At 57.4% G+C, this 21,066-nt stretch carries 25 protein-coding genes and 1 tRNA gene; 19 read left to right on the forward strand and 7 right to left on the reverse strand.

All coding sequences use genetic code 11. The annotated features are described in order from the left end of the window. Nucleotides 1-29 precede the first annotated feature (29 nt). Entirely contained in the window at nt 30-893 is an 864-nt protein-coding gene (gene gluQRS / locus BR48_RS0111070; RefSeq protein WP_027231361.1) for a tRNA glutamyl-Q(34) synthetase GluQRS, read from the reverse strand. Between the two features lie 76 nt (nt 894-969). On the opposite strand from gluQRS, the gene BR48_RS0111075 reads away from it, so the two are divergent. Both BR48_RS0111075 and BR48_RS0111080 read left to right on the forward strand, forming a co-directional pair. Further along, nucleotides 970-1,614 carry a DNA-3-methyladenine glycosylase gene (locus BR48_RS0111075; RefSeq protein WP_027231362.1) on the forward strand — a complete coding sequence of 215 codons (645 nt, stop codon included), beginning with the start codon at nt 970-972 and terminating at the stop codon, nt 1,612-1,614. Nucleotides 1,615-1,722: 108 nt separating this feature from the next. Next, nucleotides 1,723-2,280, forward strand: coding sequence for an HNH endonuclease (locus BR48_RS0111080; RefSeq protein WP_027231363.1), 558 nt, complete (start codon nt 1,723-1,725; stop codon nt 2,278-2,280). A 90-nt stretch (nt 2,281-2,370) separates the two neighbouring features. Here the strand turns inward: BR48_RS0111080 and BR48_RS0111085 are convergent, their stop codons facing one another. Both BR48_RS0111085 and BR48_RS0111090 read right to left on the reverse strand, forming a co-directional pair. Further along, complete coding sequence (locus BR48_RS0111085) at nt 2,371-2,883, reverse strand: disulfide bond formation protein B (protein WP_244532754.1); 513 nt, start codon at nt 2,881-2,883, stop codon at nt 2,371-2,373. A 27-nt stretch (nt 2,884-2,910) separates the two neighbouring features. After that, nucleotides 2,911-3,501: a YqaA family protein gene (locus BR48_RS0111090; RefSeq protein ID WP_027231365.1), complete on the reverse strand. Its 591-nt coding sequence runs from the start codon at nt 3,499-3,501 to the stop codon at nt 2,911-2,913. A 245-nt stretch (nt 3,502-3,746) separates the two neighbouring features. Here BR48_RS0111090 and BR48_RS0111095 point away from each other — a divergent pair. The 8 genes from BR48_RS0111095 to BR48_RS0111135 all read left to right on the forward strand — a co-directional run bounded on the left by BR48_RS0111095 (nt 3,747) and on the right by BR48_RS0111135 (nt 11,346). After that, a tRNA-Leu gene (locus BR48_RS0111095) sits at nt 3,747-3,831 on the forward strand. 184 nt (nt 3,832-4,015) lie between these two features. Then, nucleotides 4,016-5,221 (forward strand): integrase arm-type DNA-binding domain-containing protein, encoded by a 1,206-nt coding sequence (locus tag BR48_RS0111100; protein WP_027231366.1) that lies wholly within the window; start codon nt 4,016-4,018, stop codon nt 5,219-5,221. A 260-nt stretch (nt 5,222-5,481) separates the two neighbouring features. Then, nucleotides 5,482-5,766, forward strand: coding sequence for a hypothetical protein (locus tag BR48_RS0111105; RefSeq protein WP_155810836.1), 285 nt, complete (start codon nt 5,482-5,484; stop codon nt 5,764-5,766). Between the two features lie 3 nt (nt 5,767-5,769). Then, entirely contained in the window at nt 5,770-5,958 is a 189-nt protein-coding gene (locus tag BR48_RS0111110) for an AlpA family phage regulatory protein (RefSeq protein WP_027231368.1), read from the forward strand. Beyond that, nucleotides 5,958-6,881, forward strand: a complete 924-nt coding sequence (locus tag BR48_RS0111115; RefSeq protein ID WP_155810837.1) for a hypothetical protein — start codon at nt 5,958-5,960, stop codon at nt 6,879-6,881. The genes BR48_RS0111110 and BR48_RS0111115 overlap by 1 nt, the downstream gene beginning before the upstream one ends. A 65-nt stretch (nt 6,882-6,946) precedes the next feature. Further along, nucleotides 6,947-7,195 carry a hypothetical protein gene (locus BR48_RS0111120; protein ID WP_155810838.1) on the forward strand — a complete coding sequence of 83 codons (249 nt, stop codon included), beginning with the start codon at nt 6,947-6,949 and terminating at the stop codon, nt 7,193-7,195. 139 nt (nt 7,196-7,334) lie between these two features. Further along, the gene (locus BR48_RS0111125; RefSeq protein WP_027231371.1) at nt 7,335-10,145 is read left to right on the forward strand and encodes a DUF3987 domain-containing protein; all 2,811 of its coding nucleotides are present in this window, start codon (nt 7,335-7,337) and stop codon (nt 10,143-10,145) included. Between the two features lie 904 nt (nt 10,146-11,049). Then, nucleotides 11,050-11,346, forward strand: a complete 297-nt coding sequence (locus BR48_RS0111135; RefSeq protein WP_027231373.1) for a hypothetical protein — start codon at nt 11,050-11,052, stop codon at nt 11,344-11,346. A 102-nt stretch (nt 11,347-11,448) separates the two neighbouring features. Here the strand turns inward: BR48_RS0111135 and BR48_RS0111140 are convergent, their stop codons facing one another. After that, entirely contained in the window at nt 11,449-12,018 is a 570-nt protein-coding gene (locus BR48_RS0111140; RefSeq protein ID WP_027231374.1) for a recombinase family protein, read from the reverse strand. 386 nt (nt 12,019-12,404) lie between these two features. Between BR48_RS0111140 and BR48_RS0111145 the strand changes: the two genes are divergently transcribed. From BR48_RS0111145 to BR48_RS0111165, 5 genes are all read left to right on the forward strand, one after another. Further along, entirely contained in the window at nt 12,405-12,908 is a 504-nt protein-coding gene (locus tag BR48_RS0111145) for a hypothetical protein (protein ID WP_155810839.1), read from the forward strand. Further along, on the forward strand, nt 12,905-13,363 hold the full coding sequence (locus BR48_RS0111150; protein WP_027231376.1) for a hypothetical protein: 459 nt from the start codon (nt 12,905-12,907) through the stop codon (nt 13,361-13,363). Before BR48_RS0111145 ends, BR48_RS0111150 begins: the two co-directional genes overlap by 4 nt. A 15-nt stretch (nt 13,364-13,378) precedes the next feature. Continuing rightward, nucleotides 13,379-14,842 carry a hypothetical protein gene (locus BR48_RS0111155; RefSeq protein ID WP_155810840.1) on the forward strand — a complete coding sequence of 488 codons (1,464 nt, stop codon included), beginning with the start codon at nt 13,379-13,381 and terminating at the stop codon, nt 14,840-14,842. After that, nucleotides 14,839-16,953, forward strand: coding sequence for a hypothetical protein (locus BR48_RS24365; RefSeq protein WP_051614776.1), 2,115 nt, complete (start codon nt 14,839-14,841; stop codon nt 16,951-16,953). The genes BR48_RS0111155 and BR48_RS24365 overlap by 4 nt, the downstream gene beginning before the upstream one ends. 83 nt (nt 16,954-17,036) lie before the next feature. Next, nucleotides 17,037-17,324, forward strand: coding sequence for a hypothetical protein (locus BR48_RS0111165; RefSeq protein WP_027231378.1), 288 nt, complete (start codon nt 17,037-17,039; stop codon nt 17,322-17,324). A 66-nt stretch (nt 17,325-17,390) separates the two neighbouring features. On the opposite strand, the gene BR48_RS0111170 is transcribed toward BR48_RS0111165, so the two are convergent. Further along, entirely contained in the window at nt 17,391-17,675 is a 285-nt protein-coding gene (locus BR48_RS0111170) for a hypothetical protein (RefSeq protein ID WP_027231379.1), read from the reverse strand. A gap of 234 nt (nt 17,676-17,909) precedes the next feature. Between BR48_RS0111170 and BR48_RS26450 the strand changes: the two genes are divergently transcribed. Next, nucleotides 17,910-18,071 (forward strand): hypothetical protein, encoded by a 162-nt coding sequence (locus tag BR48_RS26450; RefSeq protein ID WP_197030341.1) that lies wholly within the window; start codon nt 17,910-17,912, stop codon nt 18,069-18,071. Nucleotides 18,072-18,093: 22 nt separating this feature from the next. Here BR48_RS26450 and BR48_RS26840 read toward each other — a convergent pair whose 3' ends face one another. After that, complete coding sequence (locus BR48_RS26840) at nt 18,094-18,453, reverse strand: excalibur calcium-binding domain-containing protein (protein WP_155810841.1); 360 nt, start codon at nt 18,451-18,453, stop codon at nt 18,094-18,096. A 1,193-nt stretch (nt 18,454-19,646) separates the two neighbouring features. Here BR48_RS26840 and BR48_RS25490 point away from each other — a divergent pair. The 3 genes from BR48_RS25490 (at nt 19,647) to BR48_RS0111195 (ending at nt 20,648) form a co-directional block, all read left to right on the forward strand. Beyond that, nucleotides 19,647-19,916, forward strand: a complete 270-nt coding sequence (locus tag BR48_RS25490) for a hypothetical protein (RefSeq protein ID WP_027231381.1) — start codon at nt 19,647-19,649, stop codon at nt 19,914-19,916. 24 nt (nt 19,917-19,940) lie between these two features. After that, the gene (locus tag BR48_RS26780; protein WP_280949025.1) at nt 19,941-20,063 is read left to right on the forward strand and encodes a hypothetical protein; all 123 of its coding nucleotides are present in this window, start codon (nt 19,941-19,943) and stop codon (nt 20,061-20,063) included. Nucleotides 20,064-20,330: 267 nt separating this feature from the next. Next, complete coding sequence (locus BR48_RS0111195; protein WP_027231382.1) at nt 20,331-20,648, forward strand: hypothetical protein; 318 nt, start codon at nt 20,331-20,333, stop codon at nt 20,646-20,648. A gap of 159 nt (nt 20,649-20,807) precedes the next feature. Here BR48_RS0111195 and BR48_RS0111200 read toward each other — a convergent pair whose 3' ends face one another. Then, nucleotides 20,808-21,044: a hypothetical protein gene (locus tag BR48_RS0111200; RefSeq protein WP_027231383.1), complete on the reverse strand. Its 237-nt coding sequence runs from the start codon at nt 21,042-21,044 to the stop codon at nt 20,808-20,810. Nucleotides 21,045-21,066: the final 22 nt, after the last annotated feature.

Raw genomic sequence — 21,066 nt, forward strand, 5'->3', positions numbered from 1 at the left:
TTTATACCCGAACGATGCGTAGCGAAAGGTCAGAGGCCGACCATGGCGAAAATCTGCTGACGCGTCACTCCCGCTTGGCGCAATTCCCGCAAAGACGTGTCCTTGCGGCTTTTCGACAGTTTCTCGCCGTCACGGTCAAGTATCAGCGTATGATGGTGGTAGACCGGCGGCTCAATCTCCAGCAAATGTTGCAAGAGCCTATGGACGCTGGTGCTCTGGAAGAGATCCCTGCCGCGCACGACATGGGTTACTCCCTGCGCAGCATCATCGATGACAACCGACAGATGGTAGCTCGTAGGCACATCCTTACGGGCAATAATGACATCGCCCCAATCCTGCGGACGCGCTTCGACACTGCTTTCGCCAGCTCCTTCTTCGTGCCAGCTTAGCGGAGCCGGAATCGCCGCCAGCGCCCGCTCCATGTCGAGGCGCAGCGCATAGGGAGAACCGTCTTCGATGCGCCGAGTACGCTCGTCCTGCGAAAGCTTCCGGTCATTGGACGGATAGAGCAATGCGCCGTCCGGATCGCGCGACCAATGCTGAATGCCGCCTCCAATCGTTTCGGCAATCCGCCTGACTTCACCGCGGCTGAGAAACGCCGGATAGACGAAACCCATATCGGTCAACCGCTGCAGCGCTTGCTGGTAGACCGGGAAATGCTCCGACTGGCGGCGAACGGGCTCCTCGAAGGTGATGCCAAGCCAGCGCAGGTCCTCGAGCATGGCCGCTTCGAGTTCCGGCGAGCAGCGCTCGCGGTCGATGTCTTCGACGCGCAGAAGCAGGCGGCCGCCACTTTCGCGCGCCATCTTCTGGTTGAGAAGTGCCGAATAGGCGTGGCCGAGATGCAGGTATCCATTGGGGCTAGGCGCAAAGCGAAAGACAGGAACTGTCATGAGCGTGAACTGGTGTCCTTGCGTGACCATATGCGCGGGTTGATACTGTGTTTTCCCGACGATTCAAAGTGACGACATGCGCAGGATAGATACGCTCGATGACGTGGCCGAAGGCCTGACCGCATTGCTCAAGGCTCACCCGGAGCTGGCGGCAGTTGCGGAACGGGCAGGGCCTTTGCCGCTGCGACGCTCCGAGCCCGGCTTTCCCAGCCTTGCTTCGGTCATCGTTTCGCAACAGGTTTCCAAGGCGAGCGCCGCATCGATATGGTCGCGGCTCATAGGGCTCATCGACCCGCTGACGCCGCAAAACTACCTTGCGGCCGGCGAGCAGGCGTGGCGCGCGGCCGGCCTTTCACGCGCCAAGCAGGAGACCCTCGCGCGGATCAGCGAGGCGATCATTGCCGGCGAGCTCGACCTTCTCGATCTTTGCGAACGGCCGATCGAGGAGGCCATGGCGCTGATGACGCGCATCAAGGGCGTGGGGCCGTGGACGGCGGAGGTCTACCTCCTGTTCTCGGCCGGGCATGCGGATGTGTTCCCGTCCGGCGACGTTGCCCTGCAGCATGCCTATGCCCACGCCTACAGCGAATCAGCCCGGCCCGATTCCAAGGCGCTGCAGCGTTTTGCCGAAAGATGGTCGCCCTGGCGCGGGGTGGCGGCCCGGCTTTTCTGGGCCTATTATGCCGCGACGCGTGGCCGCGACGGCACACCAATCGCATGAATTTGATATAGCGGCGTTTTTCGCTGCATAAGCGAGCAATTCGCTTCACATTCTTGTCACGTCCAGCTTACAATAATAGGGCCTGATGGTTGGATTGGAGTTGATTCCTTGACAATAGCCGTCTCGCCGGACGGGTTGCCGGCACTGGTGCTCAATGCGGATTATCGTCCGCTCAGTTACTATCCCTTGTCGCTCTGGTCATGGCAGGACGCGATCAAGGCGGTGTTTCTCGACCGTGTGAACATCGTCGCCGAGTACGAGCACGAGGTGTCGTCGCCTTCCTTTGCCATGCGGCTGCCGAGCGTCGTTTCGCTGAAGACCTACATCAAGCCGTCGCGCAACCCTGCCTTTACCCGGTTCAACGTCTTCCTGCGTGACCGGTTCGAGTGCCAGTATTGCGGTTCGGAAGAAGACCTGACCTTTGATCATGTGATCCCACGTTGCGCCGGTGGTGAGACGATCTGGGAAAATGTCGTCGCCGCCTGTTCGCCGTGCAACCTTCGCAAGGGCGGGCTGATGCCAGACCGCGCCAAAATGTGGCCGCGGCAGAAGCCATTCCAGCCGACGGTGCACGACCTTCACAACAATGGACGGCTCTTCCCGCCAAACCACCTGCACGACAGCTGGATGGATTATCTCTACTGGGATGTCGAACTGGAGCCTTGAGGGTTCCGGCAGTCGGTCCCTGCGCCGAGCCTGGCTATTTTTTGCTGAGCTCTCTGCGATGCATAATTTGCTCAGCAGATTGGCAAGGGCTTAACCCCGCCTCATCGCTCCACGAAACGCCACGACAACCAGAATAAGGCTGGCGATGGCGTTCCAGCCGGCAAATGACAGGCCGAGCACGCGCAGGGCGGCGGTGTCGCATGCCGGTGGATGGACTGCGTTGAGGTCACTTAGCAGATTGCCGGCATCGGTGGTGATGGACATTGCGACCGCGGTGCAATCCGTCGGTCCCGCCCAGAACTTCCACTCGACGCCTGCATGGAAGATTGCAAGGCCAAGCCCGATCAACATGAGGATGCCGCCCAATGCGATCAGCAGCCGTGTCAAGCCTGACGGCCAGCGCAGGAGAGAGGCGACGACGGCAAGCGCCATGAGCGGTATGCCGGCATAGTAGGGATAGCGCTGCTCGAGGCAGAGCTTGCAGGGCAGGTAGCCGCCCACATACTGGAAGGCCAGCGCCGACCCGACCGTCACTATCATTGCGGCGAGAAGGAACAAAGCGGTCCGGAAATGCGTCGAACTCATCGCGGGTGCCGTTGCCATTGTCATGATGCGCGAAGCGTCCTCGAACTATAGATGATAATAGTGGAATACGGCGTAGAGCAAAATCAGCACCGCAGCGGCTGCACCGGCGATGAGGCCGAGCCGCTTTTCGATGAAATGGCGGATCGGTTCGCCATAGCGGCGCAGGAGCCAGGCGAGGAAGAAGAACCGCGCCCCGCGTGCGAGAATTGCCGATCCGATGAATACCCAGATGTTGATCGCAGCAGCGCCGGAGAGGATCGTCACCACCTTGATCGGGGGCAGATGCGCAAGGCCGGAGGTGATGAGCAGCAGGAGGATCGCATCTGCGCTGGTCGAGCCGCGCAGCGCCTCAAAAGCATCGAGCTTGCCGTACATTTCGAGAATGGGTTTTGCCAGTGTCTCATAGGCGTAATAGCCGAGAAGCCAGCCGGCAATACCGCCGAGCACCGAGGCGACCGTCGCCACGAGCGCATAACGATAGGCGCGCTCCGGCCGTGCCAGCGCCATGGGAAGATAGAGGACGTCGGCGGGAACGAGGAAAACCGAACTCTCCACGAAGGCGATGATGGCGAGCCAGACTTCCGCGGATTTGCGCGCGGCGAGCGACATCGTCCAATCATAGAGTTTGCGAAGCATATGGCGGTTCCTGTCCGGGGAAGTTGTTCGAGAAAGTCGGTGATCCTTAGAGCAAACTTCACCCAAATGGAATCGCTGCAGTCGATTTTTGCCAGCCAGGCTGCTTCGCCTCTACTTGTGGCCTGCGCGACCGGCAACACACGAGTGCGTTATCGCGAGAAATTGGCGGAATGGTGTTGACCGAGGGCCGCTCCAGCATGTATTTGGCTTTGACGGTGCGGTTCGCCGCACCCGACGCTTTTGCGGCCCCCTTGGCGGAATTGGTAGACGCGCCTGACTCAAAATCAGGTTCCGAGAGGAGTGCTGGTTCGATTCCGGCAGGGGGCACCAGAGACCCATCCACACCCATCCACCGAATGCCTAACGCGCTTTCAAAGGCCAGTAATTACGGGCTTTTGTCGGGGTCACCGTCCGTCGTCGTCCATACGCGTCCACTTGCAGCCATAAATTTTGTTGGTATCATTGCTGGTACCATACGCTCAGCACCCGCTCAGCGATACCAACGATACCAACAATGGCCCTTAACGATACCCAGATAAAGAACATCAAGAAGCAGCCTGCCGCTAAAAAATTCAGCGATGGAGGAGGTCTGCATCTGCTTGTAACCCCTTCCGGATCGAAACTCTGGCGCATGGCGTATCGCTATGATGGCAAGCAAAAATTGCTGGCATTCGGAAAATACCCCGATGTTTCGCTTGCCGATGCAAGGGCAAAGCGGGACGAGGCGAGGGGCGTTCTGGCGAAAGGGATCGATCCCTCTCGGAAGCAGAAGGATGATCGGCTCCAGGCCGAAGCGGACAAGGTGAAGACGTTCGGACTGATCGCAGACGAGTGGCTGGCAAAGATAGAGAAGGAAGGTCGCGCGGAAGCTACGATGTCCAAGGTGCGCTGGCTGGTCGACTTGGCTCGGGCCGACTTGGGCGACCGTCCGATCAAGGAAATTACCGCAGCGGAGATATTGGTCCCGCTCCGCAAGGTCGAGGCAAAGGGCAACTACGAGAGTGCTGTACGTCTGCGCTCAACCATCGGTCAGGTCTATCGCTATGCGATCGCCACCTCACGAGCCGAGAACGATCCCACCTTCGGATTGCGCGGCGCATTGACGACGCCGCGGATAACCCACCGCGCGGCCGTTACCACTCGAACCGAATTGAGCGGTTTGCTGCGATCGATCTGGGGCTATGAGGGGCAGTTCGAGACGCGCGCTTGTCTTCAACTCATGGCCTGCCTGTACCCTCGGCCCGCGGAGCTGCGTTTAGCGGAGTGGTCAGAGTTCGATTTGGATAAGGGCGTGTGGACCATTCCCGCGAGCCGCACCAAGATGCGGCGCCAGCACACCAAACCGCTTCCAAAGCAAGCTATCTCAATTTTGCGCGAACTGCATAAGCACAACGGGGATGGGAAGTTGGTCTTTCCATCGGTTCGATCGCGCGTGCGAGCCATCTCTGAGAACACGATGAATGCAGCATTGCGCCGGCTGGGTTACGCGACGGACGAGGCGACGGCGCACGGGTTTCGTGCAACGGCATCTACGCTGCTCAACGAGAATGGCCAGTTCTCCCCGGACGCTATCGAGGCCGAGCTGGCACATGTTGGCGCTGACCTCGTGCGCCGTGCGTACCACCGCGCTCAATATTGGGATGAGAGGGTGAAAATGGCAGCTTGGTGGGCGGATGAATTAGACGAGCTCCGTATGCCAACGCACGATATTTTCTCGTAAGCCAAAATTTATTTTGGCCGTTTTGGACTATTTATCACGCCGCTATTTCAATCACTTATTCCGCAATATGTATATCAATCGTATATCGAGTGTATGTCACTTTTCCTTTAATATCAATAACTTAACGTCAACTGGTACTTGACGTGAATTCACGTTCTGGATAGTATCTTTCGCAGACCCCTGAAAGGACATTTTCCAGCTTCCTGACCAGAAGCCAACTTAAGCCACGCCCCCTCTCAAGGACGCGGGAAGGAAGGCATATGTCCGAACTACCAACCACTCCCATTCATTGGAGAGATCGACCCGTTCTGCCGACGAAACTGGCCGCTGAAGTGAGCGGAGTTTCGATCGCATCGCTTTATCGCCAGGCCAAGCTGGGCCATCTGCAATTCAAATCAGTCGCAGGCCGTACAATGATCGATACGGCCAGTCTCATCAACCTTCTCGACAATGCGGTCGACTGGACGCCACAAAGCCGCACAAAGGCTGCAACTGCCATCCGTGTTGCCAAGCGGGCGGCAGAGCGCAGCGCGAGAGGGGAGTGAGCCATGGATACTCCCGATCGCTTCCTGCGAATTGATGAGGTGAAGCAGATGGTGGGGCTGTCCCGCAGCCAGGTTTACGCGCTCGCCCAGGCAGGCGAATTTCCGCGGCCGGCCAAACTGGGCAGCTCGTCGCGCTGGTCGCTAAAGGCCGTGCAGGCTTGGATGAGCCAAATGGTCGAAAGAGCAGCATAATGGGGAAAACAACGCGTACGACCATTCGCATGTCAGGTAGTCTCATCGAACCCGAACCTGGCTCGTTCAATGATTTCTTGCTCCGAGTTGGAAGGGTTTTTGCGCGCTACGATGGTCTTATGGGCGACGGGCAGTTCATCTTCTATCCAGAGCCAGAGGATGTCGCGTCCGTCAGAATTCGCAATTATTATGCATCGGTAGCCGTGCATAAACTCGACTGGTTTCGCCACCTTGCCGTTACCGACCTTTCACAGCACCTCACGGCCGCCGAGTTGCGGGGCAAGGACGCGCTAATAGAGCGACACGCCCTGCTGCTTCAATATGTGCACGCCCTGAATGCACACTATCAACCGGCTGCGAACAAGACGAAGCGCGAGGTAATGGAACATCTCGTAGTGTGCTTTTTCCTCGGGAAACCGAACCGAAAAGCGATCGCAGATTTGTTCAACAGGGGAGTTCCCGCGACAAAGCTTGTGAACGCCGAGGACGGGACAAGAAAACAGGTGACGGTGCCCGGTGTGAACGGCGGGAATATCCGCAACGCAATAGATGGCTTTATGTGGAGTAACGGCATTCAAGTAGCATTTCGATCCTCGCATAGTCTGCTGCTCCTTGCCTGCGTTTCCGGGATGATCAGAGAAGCCAGAGTATTATTGGGGATGTGGAAACGCCTCACCGAGACCGGTCAGGGACCATATGACGTTGCTACGCTCGATGCCGCAATCGAGAGCGGCCTGGTGTTCGAATGGCGGAGTGAGGTGGAAGCCAGCATAGAGCGGCGCCTTTACCCCGCGGCAGTGGCGATTTTTTGCAAACAAGCAATCCGTCGGGTCGAACAGAGAAAACGGTACCTCCAGAAATACCCGCGTACGCCGATCAACCCCGACGATGGGGGCGGGGAATATGCGAAATGTGCCTCGTAACAGATGGCTATTTTCGCAGCGCTACCCGCGGCACACTCTTCAGTCTCATGACCGGAGATTTCCAAATGAAACTAGTTCACTCTGTCCTACCCGACGAAAGCCTTCTGATTGCGGATGCCGCCAAGGAAGCGAAGCGCTCGATTACCTGGGTCCGCACTTATCGCAACCACGGCCCTTTAGTGCCATCGGAAATCAATGGCCAGCCCGCTGTGACCCGCGATAGCCTGATGGCCCTGAAACAGCGCATGGCGCAGCGCGCGTCAAAATTGAAACCACAACAGCCACGAATTCGGCTCGCCGTAGACAACACCTGAACGAGAAGCCGGCCACGTTGCGATGACGTGACCGGCTCAAAAGAAAGGCATTACTGTGAAACAATGTGATGATATATCAGAACGCGCGTTTGCGCAAGGTTCCAGCGTGACTTTGGCCCTAAAAGGCACTGAATGCTCGGTGTCCTTCACGACGGTGGAAAGCATTGACCGGCTTACCAAATCGGTGAGCGTTGATGGAACTGGCAGGATAAAGAAACAGAACAGCGTGAGCCTCTATAAAGGCACCGCTACGCGGTCCGAGCTGAGCGGCATGCCCGATGCGATCCTGAAGCAGCTCGGCGCTCATCTTGCATCCCTCAGCTCGAACCAAGCGATCATCTGTGCCCCACCGGCAGATTGTCGAGCGAAGTGCAAGATCGTCACCGAGAAGGAATATAGTAATAATTCGGACGAGATTACGCGCACGGACAAGTTTTTCGCAGACCCAAGTGGCCCCGCGCTTCTTGTGCTTGATATCGACGCCAAGGAATTCGATGCGGCGTTCAATGCCAAAATCGGCTCCCACGAGGAAATCCCAAACATCTTGGCAATGATCTACCCACCATTCGAAACGGCTTCGATGATGGTGCGCGCGTCGTCCGGTTCGGGAATAGTTCTCGATGGCGGCGAACCAACCTCATCGGGCTATCATCTGTACTTCGTCGTTTCAGACGGCCAGAAGATCGGTGAATTCGTTGGGGCGCTCGCCGATCGATTGATGCTTGCCGGATATCTCTGGCACTACATCGCGAAGACCGGTACACCGTTGGAGCGCACGCTCTTCGATGTAGCCGCAAGCTCAGGCAAGGCGCGGCTGGTCTACGAAGCCGATGCGGTCCTCAACGATGACCGATTGGGCCATAAGAGCAGCGTCCGTGAGCCAAGTTGCCGACCAGGTGGACTGCTGGATATTGCTGCGATGCTACCCTTGAGCAGCGAGGAACGCGAGCGACTGGCCGAGATCAAGGAAGCGGCAATGGAGCGCGCCAAGACCAGCTCGAAAGCGATAGAAGCGCGCCAGGCTTACGAGACAAAGCGCGTCGCCGAACTAGTTAAACGGGGCACAGCGCCCGACGTCGCGCGCAAGCTCGTTACTAAGGCGGTCGATGTTCACCAGCTTTCGGGCGATTTCATCATAGAGCTGGATGAATTTGGCCCAACCGAAGTTCGCGAGATTTTGCGCAACCCCAAGCAGTACAATCGGGCAACGTGCGCCGATCCTAACGAGCCCGAATACGGCAGCGGTCGCAACGTGGCTATTGTTTACACAGACGGAGCGCACGGCTGCCACATCTCGAGCCAGGCCCATGGCGGCATCAAGTATCTGCTTCCTGATGAACCGAGCGCTTGGTTTGAGGTGATTGAAAAGCAGCCATCGGAGGATGAGGGCGACGGCGATCACCAGCATGTTGCGGGGACCGCTTCCACGACGTGGCCAGAGCCGTTCGATATCTTTGACGACGAAAGCCCCGTAAACTTAGGTACACCCCCAGAAGGTTCATTGCCCGAACCGCTCTTGAGTTGGGCCACAAGTGAGGCGCGCCGGAAAGGCGTATCAGTAGCCTCTGCCGCAGCATCAGGATTGACCGTAGTCGCGTCGGCGATCGGTACTAGTTTGAAACTGAGCCCGAGATTAAAAGACGATGGCTGGGCTGAGCCATGTTGTTTGTGGACAGCGCTGGTCGCCGAGCCAGGTGCGGGCAAAAGCCCGATCATCTCGGCGGCAACGCAGCCCATTCAGGCGTTTGACGAACTCCGTGGAAACGTTGGCGAGGCACTTCACGCGGCTTGGCAAGCGGAGCAGAAGCGAAAGCCGAAAGGCGCCCCGGACCGTCCTGAGCCCAAAATCACACGTATTCTTGTCGATGCCGTCACACCCGAGAAGCAAATCCAGGTGCATGCGGACAATCCGCGCGGTTTGCTCCGGTCGCCCGACGAACTCATGAGCATGCTCGGCGATTTCGGCGCTTACAAAAAGAGCGGCGAGGGCGATCGCAGCCAATTTTTGCGACTGTTTGAAGGCCGCCCTATTACCGTGGATCGTATCGGGCGGGGTACTACCCGCGCCAAAACAGCCCTCATGTCCACCATCGCCGGCACGCAACCGGAAAAGATAAAAATGCTGGTCAAAGACCTCAGTGCGGACGGTGTTCTTCAGCGTTTTATTTTTATCATGGACGACGGTGTAGAACGCCCCGACCTGGACGAGGCGCCCGATGCTGAAGCAATCAAGGGCTACTACGAGATGGTTAGGCATTTTGCCGAAACGACCTACTCCACCTCGAACCCGATCAAGCTTGCTCCGGCGGCTTATAAACAGTTTAACGCGGCGCTTGCCGACATCAAGGCTCTGGCCAATCTGCCGGGTGCGTCGTCGGCGTGGCGTGGACATATCGCCAAATGGCCGAAGTTCCTAACCCGCATTACTTTGGCATTCCACGCAATCGCGCAGTGGAATGGGCCCCTGGAAGGCGTCGTTCCCGAGCTACCCGTCGAAGAGAGCACCGTACGGATGGCTGTCAAGTTCGCCCGTTTCCTCCTGCTTCACAGCCTCAAATTTTACGAGACTTTTTTCGGAAAATCAGAAAAAGGATCGGAAGCAGTTTGGATTGCCGGGCACATCTTGGCCAAACCCGACTTGGCACATATAACCAGGAAAACCCTTTACGACGCTCGCAAGCTCTACCGTGACGATGCCGGTCTTCTGAAGTCTGCCATGGCCGAGCTGGATACGGCGCAGTGGGTCCGTATTGTTTCGTCCGATGCGTCCGGTCCGAATAAATGGGCAATCAATCCCAAGGTTCACCAGCGTTTTGCTGAGCGTGCGGCATGGGAAAAGACTGATCGCGAAACCAGACAGCGCAAATTGATTGCCGCTGCAACAGCCAAAAAAGCGCTGATTAGCGAGGACAAACTGTCCCTAGAGGACGAAAATGACCAAAAATATTGAAAATGGTGGCAATTCGCGGACATCGCGGCTTGCGTACGCAGAGGTAAATAGCCTTTTCACTCTCTCTTTATTTAACTCGCTCCCTATCTCCCACTTTCCTGCTCAATCTATCTATCTTTGCATGCGCGCAAGCCGCAATGTCCGCGGGCGCGGAAAAGAAGGGAAACCGTCGAACGAGGCTACCATGCGGGCACCATATGACGGAACACAGAGCGAGACGGGGGCGACGCTATGGGACGCTGCTATGGTCATGGGTGGCTATTTTGCAGTCAGGAAATGTTATGGTATAAAATTACGCAGAGATACCTTTAGATATCTGTCAGGAGAATAGGCGTTGCGAGAAACGCGTCCAAAGAACCCCTGGGTCGGGAGTGCAGAGCACCGGATGCAGGCTCGCTTGCAGTGTCTTGCGTGGAATGAAGCGAAGCGCAGGAAGCCTCGTTGCTCAGCCCGTTCGAAGACTACGGGTGGGCCTTGCCAGCAGCCCGCCATGGCCAACGGAACCTGCCGATTTCATGGTGGGCGAACGCCGTCGGGCGCCGGGTGGCACAAGCCGCGGTTCGACCTTAAATCAAAAACGGCCGTAGCTCGGATGCAGCGCAAGCTCGATGCCTTGGCTAATTCGCGCGAGAAGCGTGAGAAGGAGGTCTCGCAGTTCGACCCCGATCAACGGGCGGCCTATCTACGGTGGAAGCGCACCCATCAGCCTGGCGATCCGAAAGCGAGAGCGCGGGCTCGCCGCGAGGCAGAGAAGGCCGTTAGCATGCGAGAGACATTGCGGCAGGCGTCAAGTGCACCTCGACCTCAAACCGCTGGTATGGCCGCGCTGGAGGCCCAGGCGGCGGCACTAAGATCGGCACTCGATCAACTGACTGCCCAAGAGCACGAAATTTGGAGCTGACGAATGGCAAATAATGACGAAGATGAGAAGACGGACGCCCTGCTCAAGGATGGCGCGCGCATCGCTCTGGAATGCTGTATAGCCATTTGTGGAAGCGCGTCCGCGAGCGCCGCGGCAAAGGCCTCAGCAGCAGCCAACTTGCTTCGCGCAGCGGGGTATATGGACCGGAAAGAGACCGACCAGCCAGATATCTCGTATGCCGAAATGACGCCGGCTCAACCGGACGCCGCGTATGCAAAAGTAGCCGCGTCCCTAGAACAGCTACAACGCCGCGATGCAGACGACAGCATTTTCAATTAATTGGGGCCACGAGGTTGGCCCGCCAAGAAGCGTTTGAACGGCCAAAGCCCAGTTTCAGCTCGAAACCGCTAAAACGCGCTCCATGACCGTTTTTGGAGCGTTTTACGCGTCCGTTCCCGCTTCAGCCAAAGAGCGATAGACGCTCGCCTTGCTCAATCCAGTGGCTTTCATGATATCCTTGATCAGCATCCCGTCTTTGCGCATGGTGGCGATCTCCGAAACGACCGTGGGAGTAGCAAGCTTCTTGCGGCCGAACTGAACGTGCTTCTCGCGCGCCTTGGCGATCCCATCCATTTGGCGTTCCTTTCGGATGGCCGTCTCGAATTCGGCGATTAGCGCCAGCATCCCCAGCAAAAGCTTCCCCGTCGAGGTGCTGGTATCGATCTGTTGATCGAGCACTTGGAACGTAACGCCCTTGGCTTCCAGCTCCTTGACGATATTCAAAAGATCCGATGCTGAGCGGGCAAGCCTATCGATCCGGCTTACGACGAACTCGTCACCCTTGCGGGCAAAGCGAATGGCATCGCGCAATGCTGGACGGGCGTTATCGAGCCCGCTGCGCTTTTCTTCGAAGATGTGCTCCCGATCGATACACAGGCCCAGCATCTTGTCGCGCTGCACTTCGAGCGACTGTCCGACTGAGCTCACGCGAATATATGCTACCTTTGCCATGTCTCTAATTCCTTAAGACTTTTTGATAACTCATTTATGAGACATGAATTGATACACGTCAATAGACGTTCTCATATTCTTTACATTTTGAGACGTTGGATCAAACGAGACATGGCGGCCACCTGGCTCCCGCCGCACCCCCGGGCCACCCCCTGGTGGCACCTCGGATGCATTGTCGAAAACGTCGCCTGATACGCGGAGGAATTTTCTCCAAATCGGGACCTCTGGACCCCGTGTCCCAACAGCGGTCCCGTGTGTAGATGCGAAATACGACACTTTAGACCCCCATATTTTCGCATCTGATTAGCCCATAAACTCAGTCGAGTGAAACACGGTTGAGAGCGAAAATGTATCCCCGATCCCACCCAGAGATTGTACGCGCCGAAATGGATTTTGCTGTCGAGCAGACCCGTAGCGATCTGAGCAAAGTTAGCCTGCGGCGCGAGCCCGCCTTTCACCTTCATAGGGCGCTAGACATCATTCTCTCAAATGCACAACAAAACGTCGACCAGCGCCCCGCACCGCATCAGGTGGCCTCGCTGCGGCAGGCGCTGACAGAAGTGAGATACGCACTGCCCGAGGTTTTGCCCGAGATCGAACGGTCGTTTTGGGGCCTGCGGAACATCTGCACATCAGCTCCCGCGCTCGAGGCGATAGACAAGGTCATAGAGTATTGGGGTAGCGCGAACCCCGAGCGTTACGATCTGGACGCGGCTGGCTTTTATCCCAATTTCGCCAACGCACGGATACTGCGGGCCGTGGCTGAAATCGTAGCCCTGGCAGAGGAATTGCACGGCCTGGAAAAGCCCCGTTTGAAAACGATTTCCTTTCTCGAGATGGGGCTTTCCGCTCCTATCGAGCCAGACAATACGCCGAGCATATTTTCATGACTGAGCAGCCACAAAACACGGCACTCGAGCATATCGAATTTGCGCTCCAGTCGCTCCGCAAGGCTGCACGCGGGAACTGCCCGCTTGGCAATACTATCGTGGCGCTCGACGCCATTCGATGGGCTGCCAATTCCGAAATCCCGACCGAGATCGCCGATCTGGAACTCGAGCTGCGTGCGCTGCTTGCGGAAGTGTCGCCAACCGTCGCTGAAATCGTCGCTCCGCGGGTGGCCAACAATCTTGTTCAGTGGGGGCTCGGGGCCGCTGGTTGGCTCCTGCGTCCAGATGATGGGCTCGGACAGGACAGGTACAGCTTGGCAGTAGTACTCCTGGCCGAACTGACCGCCTTTCATCACCGGAACTTGTTGGCGCATCGCGGCCACCTCCTGAAACGGCTCGTGACGTGCCGCCTCGCAATGAACGCCCCATACGATCCGTCAATTCCGCTGCATTGAAAGGGACAACGCAAAATGCCCATCCGTCAAAATAGACACTATTCAGACCCGGCATTGGGTCAAGCCTTCGAGAACCTAGCCGGCCTGTTCGCTCCCCCGGACGCGGCCGACGCGTACTCGATCGCCAAGGCACGGCAGACCAATGACGCCAACAACCGGATTGGCGCCGTGTATTCAGGCGTCCAGAGCGGCACGGTAAGCCCGGAGCAGGCAGACCAGCTCTTACAGGTGTTGGGCGTCTACGCGCCAAATCAGGGCCGTGAGTTGACTATCCGTGGCCAGGACATCGAGAGCGGCGATCGCCGCTACAACACGGACGTTGACGCGCGAACGACGCTTCGGACAACCGCCATGAATAACGACAAGGATGTAACACTGAAGCTTATTGATCCCCAGGCAGCGAACACGGTCAGGACGCTGCCACCGCAGCTCGCAAAGGAATATGGCATGCCCGAGACCCAGGATGGGCCAGTATTGGTCAACAAGGACCAAACTATTGTCGCCCCCAACGGAGCGCGCACAACCGGTATCGTGAGCCCAAGGAGCGAGGCTGAAGTCAAAGGCGATATCCTGTCGGCGTTGGCGCCGGAACAGCAGCGCGCTCTTGCGCTGTCCGCGGCCAATGTCGAGACCGTGCTAGACCCTGCCACCAACAAACCCGTCATCAAATATCGCAGCGATGCCGTCGGCCAGCAGCCGGTTCCGTCTGGCCAGACCGATCTGGTCAATTACAAGACAGCGGATGGGCGCCAGGGTACGGCGCGGGCAACTCCAGACGGTCGTCTGCTCGATGAGCAAGGCAACGATATTCCTTTGAATGGCACGGTCACGGGCAAGGTGAACACGCCCAACACGGCGGATTTCGGCGGAAAGAACACCGAAGTCGAGGCCAAAAACGCGGCATTTGCCGCTCGCGCCACGCCTGCCAGCGATGCGATGGATAATGCCCTTAATGCAGGCTACCGGCCAGGAGCGGGCGATTTCGAGACTGCGCTCGGGGCGCTTAGCGGGGTGCCGCAGACGGGCAAACGGATGATACAGACGGAAGAAGGCAAAATCTTCTTCCGTAACGCCAAGGATTTTATGATGTCCATTCTCCGCCCGGATACCGGCGCGGCGTTCGGAGATAAGGAATTCGCCGATTATTCCGATGTTTTCATCCCGCTTCCTGGGGACGGCGACGAATTGTTGCAGGCCAAGTCGGAAGCACGCCGATTGGCTATCGCTGCGTTACAGGGAACGTCGGGCGAGGCAGCAGTCAAGGTCGCATCCATGATGGCCGCCAAAGGCTTGGCGGTTCCGGAAGAACTGGCGACCGTGTTGCGGCGGAAATATCCGGGCGTCGATTTTGGCAAGATAGCACCCGCTTCCGACGGGTTCCGCGCGCCTACGCCAGATGGCCAACCGGCTCCGATTGCAGCGCCTGCTGCGGGCTCCACTGAAATGCACTTCGACGCTGAAGGGAATTTGGTCCAATGACAAAAGCTACTTTGTTCGACGGGACCGTTCTGAACTTTCCTGATGGGACAGACCCGGCTGTAATAGCCCGCGTCGCCAAGGCTCAGACCGAGGCTAGAAAACAAGCGAGCCCAACGCAGCAGAGGGCTGATGCCATCAACGCGGGCCAAACGGTAACACAAAAGCTGGCCGCTCTCGGATCCACAGCCGCGGATGTCGCACTTTCATCGAAGCAAGGCCTGCACGAAGGTGCTGAAGGGCTCGTCGGGCAATTTGGCGATGTTCCGAATGCACTCGGCGGCATCGTGAGCAAGATTGTCAGTTATGTGGGCTCGCCCGAGGAAGCGAAGCAAGCCGGCGAATATGCCAAGGCCGGAGCCGATGTCGTCTCCGGCGCGCCCACGTGGCTGATGCGCAAGGGCTATAATTGGCTTGCTGGCAATGACGCGGAAACGCCGCTCGCTTCGCCAACTTCTCGTGATGTTAATCAGGCCGTGAATGCCATTGGATCCGAGAATTACGCCCCCAAAACGCCAATCGGTGAATATTTCAAGACAACTACGAGCTTCGTCCCAGCTGCGGCTGCCTTTGGCGGCATCTCGCCGTCCAATATGCTCAAATACGCGGTTTTGCCAGGTGTAACGTCTGAGACAGCTGGGAAGGTTGCGCAGAAGGTGTACCCGGACGCGGAACCGCTAGCCCGTCTGTTCGGAGCGCTAATCGGTAATATGGGGCCGGCTGCCGTCGAGGCTTTCCGCTCGCCCGAGAGCGTGGTCAGAAGCGCGGTCGGCGACGCTAACAAGATCGATTGGAATGCCGCACGTCAGCTACAAGCGAACAAAACGGGCGTAAAGCTTTCCGGTCCCGAGGCTGTCGCGCAAACCAACCCGGGTGGTGGGGAAGGACTGCTCAAGCTGCTTCGCACTGTGGAGGGCTCGAACAGTGGCGGGGCAGTAACAGCTCCTTTCTTCGCCAAGCGGCCGGCACAGGTCGACAAAGCTGTTAATGACCAGTTGCTTGACGCTATCTCGAGACCGAGCGCCACACCCAGCGTCCTGGGCCCGCGTGCTGCCCAGTCGGCCCAGTCGGTGCTCGATGACGCCCAGCGGGCAGTAAATCAAGAGACACGGCCGCTGTACCAAGCCGCCGAGCCACAGCTAATCCCGGAAGCGCAGTTCGCCTCCATCAAAGCCGATCCGCGGTTCCAGAGCGCCCTGGAGCGGCTCAGAGCCAATCCTGATCTCGCCGCGGAATACGCCGGCGCCGCGGATAACTCGGTCAAAGTGGTGGACGCGGTCGCCAAAGAGCTCGCCGCGCGCGGAGAGACGCTCGGGATCGCCACGAACAGCGGTTATAGCCCGCAAGCGGCTGCCGTGAACACGCGAGTGGGCGAGACCGCGAAACAGCTCGCCAAGGATACCTCGCCCGAATATACCGCGGCCTTGAACCGGCAAGCCGAGCTGCGCCGCGGTACGCTGGAGCCTCTTGAAGTGGGGCCAGTGGGCCGGGTGGCCCGTGCTGCCACGACGGATGCGGCCGGTGACGCGCTGCTGCCCGCTCAGCCACACGCAGGCGGGCACCTAGAGAGCGGCGATGCCATAACCCGCTTGCTCCAGGCCGATGGCGATAACACGCGCCAGCTTGTTCGCCAGAACCTCGCCGATCGCTACAGCACGGCTGCAACCGAGACACAGAGCGGGAATAGAGAATTCGCCGGTGCAAAATTTGCCCGCGACGTAGCCGGCAATCAAGCCAGGGCAGAAACTCTCGGAGCAGCGCTGAACGCCCTCGATTTCGACCCCGGCCAGCTGATTGACGTGCTGCGTGCGACCGGCAAGCGCCTGCAACCTGGGTCGCCTACAGCGACCAATACAGCACTCCAGGTCGATATCGCCGGCCCCAACGCTCTCGGCAGTCTACTTGGTGGGACCAAGAACCTGTTCACGTCGCTCATCACGAATACGGGCGATACCGTGAACCGAGCAAGGCTCGGGAAGGGATCGCGGACCCTCGCTGAAACGTTTGTGGCTGACGACAGCGTCGACCTTCTCCGGGCCATATTGCAGCGCGGGCCTCGACCCATGCTCACCCAGGCGGGCGTGCGGGCTGCAATTCAGGGCATGCCACAGTGAGATCGCCAGCTCACTTGGCCGCGAGATTGGGCTCTTCGAGCCAACGTGCCTCATCAGGTAGCGGGAAGATCGTGCGAGCCGCTATGCTCGCGGCGCTGTCCTGCGCTTTGGTTGCATGCCAGACAGCCGCCGAACAATCGAACACCAACGGGCAACGGCTCAATGCGACCTACGCCAGCCAGCCGTTGACGGCCTATATGAGCACGTATGCCGTCACCCCCGATGAAGCCTTCGACAGCGGTTCGCAACGGGTTTTTATTTTCAAGAGAGCCCCGTGCCAAGCATGGTTCTACACTTCGCCGATTGGAACCGCTCGAAGTCCCGACAGCTATCGTATTGAGCGCATCGATGTGAAGGGCTCCTGCCTATAAAACAAAGCCTCGCGTAATGTTATTACGCGAGGTTCGAAGGGAAATCGAAATACTGCCGATAGTTGATTACCGGTTTTTTAGCGTTTGCTTCCGATCGAAGAAATGTCCGATGCTGGCAGCGGCATTCCCAAGAGCACTGCCTACGATCTTGGCGCGTTTGACGAGGTACCGCACGCCATGGTTCTCATCCATGATCGAGCTATTATGATCGCAGTAGCCTCTTACGCCACGCCTGATCCCGCCAAAGAATGAGCCGATGCCGGAAAAGATCGCGATGACGATTAACAGTATGCCGGCTCCGATGAACAAGATCAGGTATACGCCGACGATCGTACCAGCTGTCTCTAACATGGTCGTGCTCCTACGATCTCGGGCTCAGGCGGGGCCATAGCGCAGCAAGCGCCCCCACTAGCCCACAATACGATGGGAAAACGATGCTCAGATATGCGTAAATCACCGATAAATTCGACATTGCGGACATTCTGATCTCCTTTAACACCCCGATGAGGTTGTGATATAAAGGGTATCAGTTATAATCGAATTGTCAAATAAACAGTATCGCTTACTGTCATAAGGAAGAGACGCGTGGGAAGACCACCCTTGAAAGTAACCCTCGTGCACGTTCGCTTGCCGATCGGCACGCCCGAGCGCATCGATGCCGTCGCAGGAAAGAACAGGCGTGCCGAGTTCATCCGCGAGGCGGTCGAAAAGGAGCTGAAGTTGCGCGAGAAGAAAGCCGCGGACTGACGGCCTGGGCGGGTGAAAGCTTCTACTTTTTTCCCCAACCTCGATTGAACGGCTCGCATGATTTTCCATCATTGTCTGCGTCGAGATTGTCCCAATATCCGGGCTGGCCGCGACGTGCGGGAGCAAGTCCGACCGTCCGCGCAGCGTCGCAGTTAGCGCGGGCCGCGTAGTGGCGGATTGTGACCCCGATCGGCCAGGGACTTGTTATCATTCCGATGACCATCGGTCCGATCAGGAAAGAAACACCGATCAAGAAGAATAGTCCGGTCCGATAGCGATACCAGCTATAGCGCAACCGGGATAAGTTATGGCTAACATTGCGGCCGTGCCGGGCCGCGCGAGAAACGCCAATCCCATGTTGGTATCGCTTGTCTGTCCACATACCGCCCCCAGGGCCGTATTGAAGCAGACATTCGTGAATGTAGGCTCCATAAGATTGCTCGAATTGTAGTGAATGATGTTCTGCGGGCGTCGTTTATCTAGCTGTCGCGTCGCAAACGCTGCGATGCCGGCCACCGGGAACGCTGATGTCTGAGTTCAAAAATCAAGTCAGGTCGTTGCGCCGGAAATTCTCGGCTCGTGGCGTCTCCGTACAGTACGATAAGCATATCGCATCGCGCGTAATTAGAGGGACCGGTGCGGGTCGCCTTCGCGCCTTCACATCTCGACTGATTTCATCCGTCCTGTCGCTAGGAAAAATTGACCGGGGCGCCGACGATTAGCGCGAGTGCGACCCGCAATTAAGAGGTTGCGCCGTTACGTTTGGGCCAGTAGGCTTTCAATTTTCTTTCGGCTACCAGAGTGCTCGAACAAGACCCCGAGGGCGTGATTTTTACTGAGATAGTATCCCCAGTCCCAGTCCAACTTGGTTTGCGGGACGGCCGTAAGACGACGGTATCAAACTTCGGCCACCAACACACTGCGCCTAAGAGCTATACTTTCATCCGGGTCAGTCAAGGAAAGCCGATCAAATCCGGAGGAGGATACGGTCGGGTCGAAGAAGCCATCGACCACTTGTGTACGCTGATGACTAAGATCGTCGCCGTTTAAAAATTCAATGCCAACAAATGAGACTGAATGGCAATGCTACGAATGCGCGTTTGGATTAAAGTGAATTTTTCGCAAGAACATCCAGCCGGTTCGAACTTCATCATATAGTGATTGATGACGCGAGCTGCGTGCAAGGAGTACTTGGTCATGAAACGCAGAACGTTTCTCACTGCAAGCGCTACTTCAATGGCGGCATTGTCTGCATAATCCTCCGTTGAACGATCCACCAGCGCCGGGCGATTTCGCGGCAACCGCGGCCCGTTTGCGCGCTCAATTCATGAGAGATTTTGAGCCGGCATATATCGAAAATGTCCTTGTGCCGCATTTTCTCGTAAGCGTCTTTGAGGGCGAGCGATCCTTCCTTCCGATGATCGATCTCGCTCTTACGAAAGAGAATGCTCTGCCCAACGATCTGTGGGGGTTGCTCAGCGAGACGTGGCAGCCAGCACCAGAAGATGGCGTCACTGTATTTCTGCAAGGGCTGGAGAAACGAGGCCCCGATAATCGTCGTAAAAGGATATATATATGTCCGCGGTCACGCCGGACCTCTATCGCGAAAAATATGGTGATAAGGTGACAGGCTTTTTCGATAAGCTGATGTCCGAGGCCAATGCCGGACGGCCTCTGATGCGCGTCTACCTTGACTCGTTCTGGGACCTTTACTGGGACTTGCATCTCGGCGTCACTGGTCAGGAAATTCCGGAACGCGTGCGCCAGATCGGAGAAAGTTTTAATACGGTCCTTGCCTACCGCGACCCGACACAGCGTACCGTCGCTGTCCCGGAGAACAATTGACCATCCAAGCTTTCGAAGACTTTTTTGAGAAAGGCATGGAAGGACAAAATAGAGTTCATGAAGCTCAACATCGCCAATCCTGAGCCGCTCCCGATTGGGCCGACGACCGTCATCGGCGACGATATCGGTTTTTCCCGTATGGTATAGTGCATAACAGCGGGAGCGATCAATTTAACTACTGACCTCTGTAGGCGCGTACGAGCACTAGCACGCTAGGGTCACGCCTCCGACAATTGGTCTTCAACGGCGGGTCATGAAAATACATCTGCAACGTTTGCTGGGCCGATTGACATCGTCGACCAACCAGAACATTTATAGAACACGTTCGGCAGCGACGACCGTTCCAACCACAATTTGAAACTTATAAAACCCTGTTCGGGGATGGGCGAGCACGGCATCTGAAAGGACGCCTCAATGAGCCGAAGTCGCGGCGCGCTGACCAAGACAATGGTCGATCAGTACTATCCCCACCAGGTCATGCTGAAGAACGATGCCAAGATGCGAAAGCATCTCTGGGCCATTAGTGGCCAAGCCGCACAACTCGGCGCATCTGCCCTCGGCCATCACTTTTATTTCGATGAGGAAACCGCCCACTACAGCGTCTATTGTTTTTCGAGCCGCGAGAATGCCGAGGTATTTCAGGCTGCATGGTGCGCGGAATGGCTCACGCCAGAGGACCGCAAGAAGAGCCGTTGGCGTCCACGGAGCAGCCTCGAACCGATGCGACCATGAGGAAGCGGCATCTTCGGCCGATCAAAGACACGGCTATCCGGGAGAAGGCAGTACTTAATGGTGTTCTCCGTAAATTCGCAACGAAATCGACATGCTAGTGTTCCTAGGAGATACAAGGATCATTGGTCGAATTTGACGTTGGGCACGTCGCCTCACAATCTAGTTCTGATTGCGCAGCGAACGGCTTATTTCGGCAAGCGTACCCAAGGCGACCGCAACGATAAAGGTATGGACAGCGTGGTCGAGCCATGCGCCCGGCGATGGCGCGGTCGTATATCGCGAGAGCGGCTGATCCGGCATGAAGCCTTGCATGAAGAGGATCGCGCCCAGAAATTGCAGTATCCCGAACAGCGCGAAGAAGAATGATCCTACATAGGCTATGCGCGTAAAGAACACTTGGGCCTCCCCTTGGCGGACA

This window comes from Phyllobacterium sp. UNC302MFCol5.2, from assembly GCF_000686005.1.
Lineage (GTDB): Bacteria > Pseudomonadota > Alphaproteobacteria > Rhizobiales > Rhizobiaceae > Phyllobacterium > Phyllobacterium pellucidum.